Source organism: Isoptericola sp. NPDC057391, assembly GCF_042668085.1.
Lineage (GTDB): Bacteria > Actinomycetota > Actinomycetes > Actinomycetales > Cellulomonadaceae > Isoptericola.
Map to the genome: position 1 here is coordinate 1 of NZ_JBHVBO010000120.1, position 12,844 is coordinate 12,844.

12 protein-coding genes are annotated in these 12,844 nt (G+C 73.0%); all 12 read right to left on the minus strand.

Annotated elements, in window-relative coordinates:
* Positions 1-5 precede the first annotated feature (5 nt).
* A complete protein-coding gene (locus ACFUVW_RS14515) occupies positions 6-1,286 on the minus strand; it encodes an ABC transporter substrate-binding protein (RefSeq protein ID WP_430572032.1) in 1,281 nt (426 codons plus the stop codon).
* Between the two features lie 50 nt (positions 1,287-1,336).
* Positions 1,337-2,164 (minus strand): carbohydrate ABC transporter permease, encoded by an 828-nt coding sequence (locus tag ACFUVW_RS14520; protein WP_430572033.1) that lies wholly within the window; start codon positions 2,162-2,164, stop codon positions 1,337-1,339.
* A 4-nt stretch (positions 2,165-2,168) separates the two neighbouring features.
* On the minus strand, positions 2,169-3,143 hold the full coding sequence (locus ACFUVW_RS14525; protein ID WP_430572034.1) for a carbohydrate ABC transporter permease: 975 nt from the start codon (positions 3,141-3,143) through the stop codon (positions 2,169-2,171).
* Complete coding sequence (locus tag ACFUVW_RS14530; protein WP_430572035.1) at positions 3,140-4,192, minus strand: LacI family DNA-binding transcriptional regulator; 1,053 nt, start codon at positions 4,190-4,192, stop codon at positions 3,140-3,142. The genes ACFUVW_RS14525 and ACFUVW_RS14530 overlap by 4 nt, the downstream gene beginning before the upstream one ends.
* 140 nt (positions 4,193-4,332) lie before the next feature.
* Positions 4,333-4,764, minus strand: coding sequence for a hypothetical protein (locus ACFUVW_RS14535; RefSeq protein ID WP_430572036.1), 432 nt, complete (start codon positions 4,762-4,764; stop codon positions 4,333-4,335).
* Positions 4,765-4,790: 26 nt separating this feature from the next.
* Entirely contained in the window at positions 4,791-5,744 is a 954-nt protein-coding gene (locus ACFUVW_RS14540) for an alpha/beta hydrolase (protein WP_430572037.1), read from the minus strand.
* Entirely contained in the window at positions 5,741-6,787 is a 1,047-nt protein-coding gene (locus ACFUVW_RS14545; RefSeq protein ID WP_430572038.1) for a DUF4432 family protein, read from the minus strand. The genes ACFUVW_RS14540 and ACFUVW_RS14545 overlap by 4 nt, the downstream gene beginning before the upstream one ends.
* The gene (locus ACFUVW_RS14550) at positions 6,784-8,895 is read right to left on the minus strand and encodes a hypothetical protein (RefSeq protein ID WP_430572039.1); all 2,112 of its coding nucleotides are present in this window, start codon (positions 8,893-8,895) and stop codon (positions 6,784-6,786) included. Before ACFUVW_RS14550 ends, ACFUVW_RS14545 begins: the two co-directional genes overlap by 4 nt.
* 32 nt (positions 8,896-8,927) lie before the next feature.
* The gene (locus tag ACFUVW_RS14555) at positions 8,928-10,205 is read right to left on the minus strand and encodes an enolase C-terminal domain-like protein (RefSeq protein WP_430572040.1); all 1,278 of its coding nucleotides are present in this window, start codon (positions 10,203-10,205) and stop codon (positions 8,928-8,930) included.
* A complete protein-coding gene (locus ACFUVW_RS14560) occupies positions 10,202-11,029 on the minus strand; it encodes an SDR family NAD(P)-dependent oxidoreductase (protein WP_430572041.1) in 828 nt (275 codons plus the stop codon). The genes ACFUVW_RS14555 and ACFUVW_RS14560 overlap by 4 nt, the downstream gene beginning before the upstream one ends.
* A 19-nt stretch (positions 11,030-11,048) precedes the next feature.
* A complete protein-coding gene (locus ACFUVW_RS14565) occupies positions 11,049-11,876 on the minus strand; it encodes a carbohydrate ABC transporter permease (protein WP_430572042.1) in 828 nt (275 codons plus the stop codon).
* Complete coding sequence (locus tag ACFUVW_RS14570) at positions 11,876-12,802, minus strand: carbohydrate ABC transporter permease (RefSeq protein ID WP_430572043.1); 927 nt, start codon at positions 12,800-12,802, stop codon at positions 11,876-11,878. The genes ACFUVW_RS14565 and ACFUVW_RS14570 overlap by 1 nt, the downstream gene beginning before the upstream one ends.
* Positions 12,803-12,844 lie beyond the last annotated feature (42 nt).

The following is a 12,844-nucleotide window of genomic DNA, read 5'->3' on the forward strand; positions in this document are numbered from 1 at the left end:
TCACGTCACTGCGTGATCTCGTCCCAGCCGTCGGTGAGCTGCGTCTGCAGCTGGGCGGCGTCGGTCTCCCTCGCCAGGAACCGCTGGTAGGCCGGCGTGGCCACGGTGTCCTTCCACTGCGCGTACGCGTCGACGAACAGGTACGGCGCGGAGACGAAGTTCTGGCCGCCGGCCAGGATGGTGCTCCACCCGTTCTCGTCGCCGAGCTCGTCGGCCAGGAGCTCCTGCGCGGAGGTGGTCGCCGGGATCAGGGCGTCCGCCTCGTTGAGCGCCGCGAGGTTCTCCGTGTCGGTGAAGAACTCGATGAACTCCGCCGACTGCTCGACGTGCTCGGAGTCGATGTTCACCGACAGCGTCTGCGGGTTCGCGGCCTGGCCGGCGCCCTCGGGGCCCGCGAGCGGCGGCAGCGCCACCCAGTCGAGGTCCTTCGGGGCGTCCTTGGCGATGTTCGCCGCCTGGTACGACCCCTGCACGGTCATCGCCGTCTGGCCGGCGTAGAAGGACGCGATCGCCTCCGAGCCGGACTGGGTGAGGGTGACCGGCAGGATCGACTTGTCCTCGTAGGCCATCTGGTCCACGAGCTCCGGCAGCGCCATCTCGCCGTCGCCGATCGTGATCTGCGCGTCCTGGCCGGTGCCCGTGAAGTACTCGCCGCCGAACCCCGGGGCCATCGACATGAAGGCCGCGGTCGGGCTCGCGAGGCCCCAGCCGAGGCCGTACGTGTCACCCTTCGTGGTGGCCTTCGCGATCTCGCGCAGCTGGTCCCACGTCATGGTGTCGCCGGTCGGGACCTCGACGCCCGCGTCCTCGAGCAGCGTCTTGTTCGCGAAGACCATGTAGGACTGCAGCTCGGTCGGGTAGGCGATCACCTGGTCGTCCACGGTGACCGACTCGAGCACGCCGCTGGGGATGTCGGCCCGGCGCTCGTCCGACATGTACTCCGAGAGGTCGGCGAGGTAGCCGTCGCGGGCGAAGGGCACGATGCTCGCGGCCTCGTAGTGGATGATGTCGGGCGCGGCGCCGCCGTTGAACTGGGTGATGAGCTTGTCGTAGACGCCGTCCCAGCCGGTCGGCACGATCTCGACCTGGACGTCCGGGTGGGCGTCGTTCCACTCGCCGACGATCTTCTCCGTGGCCGCGATGGCGGCGGGCTGGTCGGACAGGGACTGGAACTTCAGCGTCACGGGTCCGCCGTCGCCCTCGTCGCCGCCACCGCCGCTGCAGGACGCGACGAGCAGGGCGGTGACCGTGAGGCATGCGGCGGTGGACACTCCACGAGTCTTCATGGGTCTTCCTTTCGGGTGGTCGGGTTGCGAGGGACGGGGCGCAGCGGCCGTCAGCCCTTGACGGCGCCGGCCATGAGGCCGCCGGTGAGCTTCCGCTGCATGATCGAGAAGAAGACGATGCTGGGGATCGCGGCGAGGAACGACCCGGCCGCGAGAGGTCCGAGCGCGACCTTGCCCTCGCCGCCGATGAACGAGGTCAGCGTGATCGGCAGGGTGTAGTTCTCCGGCGACTGGAGCAGGACCAGTGCGAAGAAGAACTCGTTCCACGACGAGACGAAGCTGAACATCGCCGTGGCGACGATCCCGGGCGCGAGCAGCGGGAACACGATCCGGCGCAGCACCGACAGGCGGCTCGCGCCGTCCATGGAACCGGCCTCCTCGAGCTCGGTCGGGATGCCGGCGACGTACCCCTGCAGCATCCACAGCGCGAACGGCAGGGTGTAGGTGGTGTGCACCAGGGTGAGCCCCACGAGGCTGTCGGTGAGGTTCATGGTCCGCAGGATGAGGAACAGCGGCAGGATGATGAGGATCACCGGGAACACCTGGCTCACGAGGATCCAGCCGACGCCCGCCACCCGGATCGCGCCCTTGAGCCGCGCGAGCACGTAGGCCGCCGGCATCGCGATGAGGACGACCAGGACGGTCGAGGCCAACGCCACCAGGACGCTGTTCCACGCCGAGTGCACCAGGCCCTGGCGGGCGAGCGCCTGGGCGTAGTTGTCCCACTGCCACTGGCCGGGCAGCAGGCTCACCGTGAGCGAGTTGAGCTCGGCCGACGACTTCACCGACGCCGAGATGAGCCACAGCAGGGGGAAACCGAGGAAGACGATGTAGCCGGCCAGGGCCACGTACTGGGCGGGGCGGACGAGTGCGCGCATCGGCTCAGCCCTTCTTCGAGACGCGGTCGTCGCGGAACTGCGACCGCAGGTAGACGGCGAGGAGCAGGACGACGACCACGACCAGGACCACGCCCATCGCCGCGGCGTACCCGATGTTGCGGTTCTTGAACGCCTCGAGGTACGTGAACAGCATCGGCAGCATCGTGCGGCCGCCCGGGCCGCCCTCGGTGAGGACGTAGACCAGCGAGAACGAGTTGAAGTTCCAGATGAAGTTCAGCGACGTGATCGACGCGACGATGGGCCGCAGGCTCGGCCAGGTCACGGCCGTGAACCGCCGCCAGGCGTTCGCCCCGTCCATCGAGGCGGCCTCGTGCAGCTCGCCGGGGATCTGCTGGAGCCCGGCGAGCAGGGTGACCGTCGTCTGGGGCATCCCGACCCAGACCCCGACGACGATGACGGCGGGCAGCGCGGTCGAGAAGTCGGCGAGCCAGTTGATGTCGTCCGGCAGGCCGATCGCCCCGAGGAACGCGTTGAGCGGCCCCGCGTTGGGCGAGTAGATCATCTTCCACATGATCGCCACGACGACGGGCGGCATCGCCCACGGGATCAGGGCGAGCACCCGGGTGAGCCCCTGCAGCCGGAGCCCGGAGTTCAGCAGCTGCGCGAGGCCCAGGGCGAGCACGAGCTGCAGGAGCGTCACCGACACGGCCCAGATCAGGCCGATGCGGAACGAGTCCCAGAAGAACGAGTTGTCGGCGAGGCGGACGAAGTTGTCGACGCCCACGAACTCGTAGTCCGGGTGGCGCACGAGGCGGGCGTCCGTGAACGCCAGCGCGATGCCCATGACGAGCGGCGCGACGCTGAGCACCAGGATGGGCAGCAGCGACGGCATCACGAGCCCGATCGCCTCGCGGCGGCGGCCGCGCTCGAGCCCGCCGCGGCGTCGGACCTGCTGGGGTGCCCGGACGGCGGTGGCGGGGGCGCCCGCCGACGTCCCGGGTGCGGTCGGGGCGGTCATCGTGCGCTCCCCTCGGGTGCGGTGGTCGGGGCGGCGCCGGTGGTCGAGTCGCGCACGAGCAGGCGCGGCCCGATCACGACGTGCTGGGCCGGTGCCGCGTCGTCGTCCAGCCGGGCGAGGACCGCCCGCGCGGCGGCGGCGCCGCGCTCGGCGGTGCCGAGCGAGACGCTCGTGAGGCGGGGCTCGTAGACGCGGCCGAGCTCGGTGTCGTCCATGCCGGTGACGGCGACGTCTCCCGGCACGGCGAGCCCGGCCTCGCGGGCGGCACGCACGGCGCCGATGGCGAGGAGGTCGTTGGCGGCGACGACGGCGTCCAGCCGGGAGCCGTCGGCCGCGGGCGCGAGCAGCGTGCGCGCCGCGCGCAGGCCGGCCGCGACGGTGAAGTCCTCCGCGACCTCGACCGCGACACGCTCCGCCGGGAAGCCGTCCGCGCCGGTCGCGGCGTCGAAGCCGCGCTGCCGGGCCGCGCCCGGCGTCGTGTCCAGGGGGCCGTTGAGGAAGCCGATCCGGCGGCGCCCGGCGGCGACGAGGTGGTGCACGGCCTGGCCGATCCCCCCGGCGGAGTCCGTCGACACCGAGTCGACGGACTCCGCGTCGAGGGCTCGCCCGATCACCACGACCGGTACGGGGGCCCGGCGGATCTCGGCCACCAGGGCGTCGTCGGCGCGCAGCGGGCTGATCACGAGGGCGTCCACGAACCCGCTCCCCAGGCCGCGCACGAGCTCGGCCGTGCTCTCGGCGGTGTCGCCCGTCGTCATCACGACGACCCGGTACCCGTGCGGCGCCAGCACCTCGTGGATCGCCGTGAGCATCTCGACGTACACCGGGTTGCCGATGTCGGCGACGGCGAAGGCCACCTGGAACGTCTTCTTCATCCGCAGGGAGCGGCCGGTCACGTCCGGGCTGTACCCGAGCTCCTCGGCGGCCGCGCGCACGCGCTCCACCATGGCCGGGCTGGCCCCGGTGCCGTGCAGGGCCCGCGACGTCGACGCGAGGGAGACCCCGGCGTGCCGGGCCACCTCGATCAACGTGGCGCGTGATGACGTCACTGTCGCTCCACCTTCAACGTCGACGGCGATTGGAAACGTTTCCAGACCCGTCTCGGCGGCATCGCTGGAAACGTTTCCGGATTGACGCCACTCTGGCACCCGCCCCGGTCCGTGTCAAGGCGCCGAGGAGCCTGCCCGACTCAGGCCGGCGAGGGGCCCCGCCCGGGGAGCCCGACGACGAGTCCGTCCAGGTCGGGCGGCCGGTATCCCGGCCCCTTGAGCACCTTGCCGTCCGCCCGCCGCAGCACCCGACCGTCGGCGTCCACCTTGCTCATGTTGGAGCGGTGGACCTCGACGAACACCGCCGGCAGGTCGATCCCCAGCGCGTCGGCGGCGCCGTAGGTGACGTAGAGGACGTCGGCGAGCTCCTTCGCCACCGACCGGAAGGCGGCCGCCACGTCCCCGCCCGCGGCCAGGGCCGACGCGAGGTCCGCGAGCGCCTCCGCCGCCTCGCCGGCCTCCTCCTCGAGCAACGCGCGGCGGTACTCCGCCAGGCCGGGTCGGGCTGCGTCGACGTCGAGGTCGAACGCCGCGCGGAACTCGGCGACCCGTCGCATCGGCTCGTGGTCCATGGCGCCGACGCTAGCCGCCCGGAGCGTCAGGAAGCCTCGTGCCGCGCCCGCAGCATCCGGGCGACGAAGTCGCGCACCTCGGCGTCGAGCTCCGCGTCCTCGGGCGCCGCTCCCCCGAACCCGCCGTGCGGCATCCCTTCGAACACGTGCAGCTCCGTCTCCACCCCGGCGGCCCGCAGACGGCGGTGCATCCGCACGGTGTTGGACAGGAACAGGTCCCGCGTCCCCGTCTGCAGGAACGTGGGAGGGAAGCCGCCGAGGTCGCCGAACAGCGGCGAGAGGTAGGGGTGGGTGAGGTCGGCACCGTCGGCGTACAGCGCGTTGACCTCGCGCAGGCTCGCCAGTGCCAGGTCGTGCGGGGCGTTCGTCACGAACGAGTCCCCCGACTCCGTGAGGTCCACCTCGGGCGTCAGCAGCACGAGGGCGGCGGGCATCGGCAGACCCTCGTCCCGCGCCCGCAGGAGCAGCGCCGCGGCGAGGTTCCCGCCCGCCGAGCCGCCCGAGAGCACGACCCTGCCCGCGTCGCGCTCGGCGAGCAGCGCCCGGTACACGGCGACGGTGTCGTCCAGCCCCGCCGGGTACGGGTGGTCCGGCGGCATGCGGTAGTCGACACCCCACGTCACCAGCCCGGTGACGACCGCCGTCGACGCCGCCGACCCCCGGCACACCTCGCCCGCTCCGTAGACCAGCCCGCCACCGTGCAGGTCGAGCACGACCGGGCCGTCGGGCTCGGCCCCCTCGGGGACCTGGACGTAGGTGGTCACCCCCGCGACCACCCGGTCCGCCGACCGCACGGGCAGGCCCGCGGGCACGACGGTGCGGAACCACTCGTCCACCTCGGCCACGTGCCGCAGCCAGCCACCACGGTCGTCGGGCGCCGGGTACGCGCGCGGTCGGCCGGCCCGGTCCGCGGCCAGCCCGGCGAGATAGCGGCGTGCCTGGGCGCTCACGCTCGTCGGCAGCACCGTGCCGTCGTTCACCGCGCGTCCTGCGAGGTCCCGGTGCTCCGGACACCGTCCGTGCGCTGCACGCCGACCCGCACGCCGCACTCCCACGACTCCCCCGGCCCCAGCACCGGGGCGCCGCCGTGCGGCAGGTCGCGCTCCGGCCCGGCCAGCGGGGCGTTCGCCGGCTCCACGCCGAGCACCCAGGAGCCCGCGGCCGGCCACAGCCAGGAGTACAGCCGTGGCATCGACGCCGCCCGCCACTCGACCACGACCTCGGCTCCGTCCGGGTGCGCGAGCCCCGTCGGCGACACGACGGCACGGGCCCAGCCGTCGACGTCTCCCACCCCCGGGTGCTCGGCGACGACGTACGCCGCGCCGCGCGCCGGCTCGGGGAACGTCACCGCGTCCCGGCGAGGCGGCAGCGGCGCCGCGGGCGCCGGCTCACCGGCCCCGGTCACCAACCGCGAGCCGGGCAGGAGCACGGGGGCACCGAGGTTCACGTGGTAGAGGAGCGGCACGCCGACCGGCTCCGTCCCGACGTTGCGCACCGTGTCGCGCACCTCGACCCACGGCCGACCCGTGGCCACGACGACCTCGCGGTCGACGACCACCCGGGCGCCGTAGAGCGTGGAGTGCGCGACGGAGCCCGTCACGTGCACCTCCAGCTCGCCGCCGTCTGTCCGCTCGCGCCACCACCGCACGTCGTGCGCTGGGGTCAGGTGGTGCGTGCCGTGCTGACCGGAGGCACCGCGGGGCGAGCCGATGTTGTCCGGCCCGCAGGTGGCGAGCAGCCCGCCGAGGAACCGGTCCTCCCAGTCGCGGCCCGGGCCAGGATCCCGGGGGTTCGGCGACCGCCACGCGACCGGGACCCCCGCCCACCAGGCCGCGCCGAGGTCCAGACCGCGATCGGGCAGCACGTCGACGGACAGACCGCCCGCGACCCGCACGACGAGCGCCCGCTGGCCCCCGGCCGTGACCGCCTCGTCCACCGACGCCAGCGCGTCCGGCAGCGCCGCGCGCCCGTCGTCGAGCAGCCGACCCCAGCCGGTTCCCGTGGCGCCGTCCGGTGCGCTCACCGCTCCCGCACCTCGCCGCCCATGACGTCGTAGGTGCGGCCCTGCACGACGAGGCCCTCGAGACGCGCGTCCGGGTCGAGGTCCGCGACGCAGCCGCCCGCGGTCACCGTCCCGTCCAGGGCGACATCGACGCCGAAGACGCCCGCGAGCACCAGCTCGCACCACGCCCCGGCCGACGAGCACGACCAGTCGATGATGTAGGGCAGCTGCGGCGGCGTCTTGCGCGCGCCGCCGCCGATCGGCTCCTCGGCCTCCTCGACGAAGTGCGCCTGCCCGGGCGGGCCCTGGTTGGCGGTGCGTGCCAGGCCCGGCAGCCACTCGAGCACCACCTCGGGGTGGCCGAGGGCGATGGCCGCGCGGGCGGAGTCAGCCGGCCAGGCAGGGTACGCGCCGTTCCACTGGTGGTCGGCGCGCACGGACCAACCGGCGTCGTCGTCGAAGGGCGACAGGGCGCGCATCCACGAGGGGGTGCGCAGCTCGCGCACGAAGAACTCGACCATCGCGTCCCGTAGGTCCGCCGGGAGATCCTCGGCGATCGTCGTGCCGAGCGTCGCGAAGTCGTAGCAGTGCCGCGTCGCGACGAGCGTGCCGTCAGGCTGCCGCGCGTGGAAGAAGCCCTCCCCCGGGACGGCGAGCCCCAGCACCTTCGGCAGCAGGTCCGCGGCCTCGTCTCGCAGCCGCGCGGCGTCGTCGCTGCGGCCCTGCAACGCACTGATCTGCGCCGCCGTGCGCAGGTTCCACACGTTCGCCGCGTTGAGGCTCGCCACCTCGTGCACGTAGGAGCTCACGCACTCCAGCAGGTTGTCGACGCCGCCGTAGTCCGCCAGCCCCGAGCCCGAGGCCGAACGCAGCCGATGCCACGCCGTGGCCCAGGACCGCACCTCGTCGCCCATGGTCGAGGTCCGCCCGTCGGGAGTGGTCACGGGCGCGTCGAGCAGCGCGTGGTCGCCGTGCAACCGCAGATAGTCGTGCACCAGCCGTGTCATCGCGTAGTGGTTCACCGAGTACCAGTAGCCCACCGGGCCGCCCGTGAGCCACTCCGTCCCGAAGTGCTTCTCGATGTCCAGGCCCACCCAGTGCTCCACCTGGCGCCGCATCACCTGCGGGTCCAGCAGTGCGTGCACCATGGAGCTGAGCGAGTAGTCCCAGATGAACGTGGTGGTCTGCCAGTAGCGGGGCATGAGGGTGTCGTAGGTGCGCCCGAGGACCGACGCCGGGTTGTCGCGCCGGAACCACAGCACCCCGACGGCGCCCCACCAGTACAGGCGGCGCAGGGCGTCGTCCGTGGTGACCAGGCGCGGCAGGCAACCGCCGAACTCGGCGTTGCCGGGCGTGAAGAGCGCCTCGATCTCGGCGTCCCACCTGCGTCGTGAGGCCTCGACCGCGGCGGGCACGTCGGCAGCGACGCGGTCGAACGCCGCGGAGGCCTCCGCCGCGGTCCTCGCGACGGTGTGCACGTAGGCCAGGCGCACGGAGCCACCCGCGGGGACGTCGCGTACCAGCTCGGCCACACGGGGCGACGCGCCGTCGTCGACGTCGGCGCCGGCCTCGTCGACCAGGCCCTGGACGCTCACCGCGGAGCCGTCCTGCGGCCGCCCGACCCGTCGGGCGCCGGCGTGCTCCACCGTGTTGCGCGCCTGCGGCGGCGCGCCCGCCAGCCACGGCTCCCTCGCGCACGTGACGGTGGAGTCGAGCCAGGCGCCGAGGCGCAGCTCGCGGGCCGCGCCCGTCGTGTCCGTGACGTCCACCTGCACGGCGACGCCGGGCTCGCCCGGCGGGCACACCGTCACGGTGCGCACGTCCCAGCCGTCGATGATCGTGCGGCGCTCGACACGGTCGGGCCGCCAGCGCACCTCGACCGGCTGCCCGAAGGACCGCACCAGCCGGCCCCCGAGGTACAGCTGGCCGCTGACGCTGTCGCCCTGGGAGACGGGCGGCACGTTGAGCGAACGCACGGCCAGCACGTCGTGGTCCACCTGCGCCGTGGCCCAGTGGTTGGTCAGCCCGGGCGGGTTGATCATGTCGTCGAAGCGGTCGACGACGAGGTCGGACGCCAGGTCGTCGACGGTGGGGATCGTGCGCGGCGTGGCGGGAGCGGCGGTGCTCATCGGGAGTGTTCCTCGTGCTCTCGGTGGTCGGGTCAGAACGGTTCGGCGGCCAGGGCGTCGGGCCGCCCGGCCGCGCGGGGGTCGGCGAACTGCGTGCTCGGCAGGAGCGGGTACCAGTCCGGGCGGCCCGGGTCCCGGTCGTACGGGTAGGGCCCCAGCTCGCGGTACAGCTCGGCGTACTCGGCCACCTTGTCCCGGTCGAGCTCCACGCCGAGCCCCGGCGCGTCGGGCACGGCGATCCGCCCGTCCCGGTACGCGAGCTTGCCGCCGACGATCACGTCGTCGCGCAGGTGGTGGTAGTGGGCGTCGGCCGCGAACGCGAGGTTCGGGACGACGCCCCCCAGGTGGAGCATCGAGGCAAGCTGGATGCCGAGCTCGCCGGAGGAGTGCACCGCGACGCCGAGCTGGAAGGTCTCGGCCACCCCCGCGGCCCGCACGCAGGGGCGGACGCCGCCCCAGAACGTGGTGTCCAGGAGGATCACGTCGACGGCCGGCTGCAGCACGTTCGCCGCGAGCTGCTCGGGGTTCACCACGACCGTGTTGGTCGCCAGCGGGATGCCGGTGTTCTCCCGCAGCCGGCGCATGCCGTTCAAGCCGTAGCAGAAGTCCTCGGCGTAGTCGTTGTCGAGGTCCTCGATGCGGCGGGCGAAGCGGATCGCCTCCTCCACGCTGAGGATCCCGTTGGGGTCGTACCGGAAGCGGTCCCCCGGCAGGGAGGCAGCGAGCGCCCGGTAGGCCTCCAGCTCGTGCTCGGGGTCGAAGACCCCGCCCTTGAGCTTGTGCACCCGGAAGCCGTGCTCGGCCTTGAGCCGAGCCGCCTCCGCGACGAGCTGGTCGGTGGTGCGAACCTCCCCCGACCCGTCCGCGGAGGGATAGCGGAAGAACAGGTAGGAGGCGAACTCGACCTCGTCACGCACGGCACCGCCGAGCAGCGCGTGCACGGGAAGCCCGGCATGCTTGCCGAGCAGGTCGAGGCACGCGAACTCGATCGCGGCCACCAGCTGGGTGCGGTTGTTGTAGAGGCTGGCCGTGGGGTTCGCGAGCATGAACCGCAGCGCCTCCGTGCGGGCCGGGTCGTGCCCGAGGAGGTACGGCCGCAGCGCGGCGACGGCCGCCTCGGCGCTCTGCCCGCCGCCGCCCATCTCGCCGAGCCCGATCAACCCGTCCGCGGTCTCGACCTCCACGATCGTGCGCACGAACCGGCCCCAGTGGGCGCCGTTGGAATGCCGTAGCGGCGCCTCGAGAGGCACGGTCACGGTGGTGGCGCGGACGTCGACGATCCGCAGACCGCTGCCCTTCAGCGCGCTCATGCGTCTGCCTCGGGCAGGGCCGCCGCGAGGCGCGAGCTCAGTCCGCCGTCCACCCTGACGTCGGCGCCGGTGACGAAGGCGGCGCGGTCCGACAGCAGGAACTCGACCACCTCGGCGACCTCACGCGGCGTGCCGACCCGACCTAGTGGGTGGGCACGGCCCCACTCGGCGACGACGTCGGCGGCGGACCGGTCGCCGGCGAACAGGCCGGCGGCCCAGCGCAGCATCGGCGTGTCGATCGACCCGGGGCTCACGCTGTTGACCCGGATGCCGTCCGCGGCGTGATCGACCGCCATCGCGCGTGCCAGGCCCAGCAGGGCCGTCTTGCTCGCGGTGTAGGCGGCGACACCGGTCTGGGTCGCGTACGCCTGCGCGGAGGAGACCACGACGACGGCCCCGCCGCCGTTCTCCCGCACCAGGGGCACCATCGCGCGGCAGGTGTGGAACGCCCCGCCGACGTTGACGCCCATCACCTCGTCGTAGGTCGCGGGGTCGGTCTCGTCGACGGCGCCGTAGCGCTGCACCCCGGCCGCGCACACCACTGCGGAGAGCGCGCCGTGCTCGGCGCGCACCCGCCGCGCCGCGCCGTCGAGCGCGTCGGGGCGTGACACGTCGGCGGCCAGGCCGACGAAGCGCCCTGGGCCGGCACCGTGCCGGGCCGCGGCGGCCCCGAGGGCCGCCTCGTCCCGGTCGATCCCGACGACGGTGGCGCCGAGCTCCACGAGCAGGTCGGCCACTCCGCCGCCGATGCCCGCGGCCGCGCCGGTGACGACGGCCGTCCGGCCGGCCCAGCGGTCGGCGGTGATCTGGTCCAGGTCAGGCATGGGTGTGCTCCAGGTCGGGTCAGTACTGCCCCAGCGCAAGGCCACGGGTGAACGCGCGCTGAGCGAGGAGGAAGAGGGCGACGGTCGGGATCGAGACGATCAGCCCGCCCGCGAGGACGACCGGCATCGTCGAGCCCCCGTAGGTGCTCTGCAGCGCCGACAGCGCGGTCATGACCGGCCGTGTCTCGGCCGACTGGGTGAGCGTGAGGCCGAGCAGCAGGTCGTTCCAGATGAGGGTGGCCTGCAGGATGAAGATCGCGACCAGTGCGGGCACGGCCATCGGGAGGTAGATCCGCCAGAAGATCCGCCACGTCGAGGCTCCGTCCATCACGGCGGCCTCGAAGACGTGGTGGGCCACGCCCGAGAAGAAGTTGCGCATGACGAACGCCGCGAACGGCACGGAGATCACGGTGTAGACGAGGATCATGCCGGTCCGCGTGTCGTAGAGCCCCGTCTGGACGTAACCGAGGAACAGCGGCATGAGCAGCATCTGCATCGGGAACACGGTGGAGGCGAAGATCACGACGAACCAGGCGAAGCCGTGCCGCAACCGCAGTGCCACGATGGCGAACCCGGCCGCCGCCCCGATCAGGACCGCGACCAGGGGCGCGACGATCGCGTACAGGGCCGTCGACGCGATGCCGGCGGAGATGTCCCCGCGGGTCCACGCCGCGGCGGCGTTCTCCCACAGCCCGCCGAGCCCGGCCGGGCTCCACACGGACAGCACGCCGTACTGGTCGTTCGTCTTCGCCGCGTTGACGATCATGAGGTACACGGGCGCGAGCCACAGCAGGCCCAGCACCACGAGGACGGTCTTGCGGACGCGGTCCGCCGCGACGGCGCTCATCAGGACTCCCGGGCGCCGGACAGCTGCCGGCGCAGGTAGAGGACGGACGCCGCGACCGTGACCACCGTGAGGAACACCGCGACGGCGGCGCCCAGCCCGTAGTCGTTCTCGACGAACGTGTCCTTGTACATGGTCAGGGCGAGGGTCTCGGACGAGACCCCGGGCCCGCCCTTGGTCATCGCCCAGATGATGTCGAACTGCTTGAGGGAGCCGACGATCGCCAGGCCCACGACGACCGTCGTCAACGGGGTGAGCATGGGCCACGTCATCGTGCGGAACATCGTCCAGCCGGACGCGCCGTCGAGTCGCGCCGCCTCGAGCGGCTCCTTCGGGATCGACTGCAGCCCGATGGTGAACAGCAGCGCGTTGACGCCGGCGCCCTGCCACGTCGCCGCGCCGATCATGACGACCGTGTTGAGCGGGGCGTCCAGCAGCCAGCGGGGCGGGTCGGTCACACCGAGCAGCCCCAGCGCCTCGTCGAGCGCTCCCCCGGTCTGGAGCACGAACGTCCAGATGACACCGACGGCCACCCCGGAGATCGCGTACGGCAGCAGGAAGGGCAGCCGGTACCAGAAGGAGCCCTTGAGCCCGTACGCCAGCACCGCGATCAGCAGGCCCAGGCCGACCGGCAGCACGAGGGTGCCCACCACCCAGAACAGCGTGTTGCGCAGCGAGTTCAGGAAGCCCGCGTCCGTGAACATCTCCTGGTACTTGGCCAGCCCCACCACCTCGGGGTCCCCGAGCCCGTTGTACTCGGTCAGGCTCAGGTACGACGTCCAGACGAACGGCAGGTACAGCAGCAGCGCCACGATGAGCACGGCCGGCAGCGCGAACCCTCGTGCCGACCAGCGGTAGGGGGCTCGCGGGTTGCGGGTGGGGCGCACGGTGCTCGCCGGCGGCCGCGGCGGTGCGGCGGTGGCGGTCATGGGGGGTCTCTCCTTCCGGCGCCGCCGGGGCCCTGGTACGGG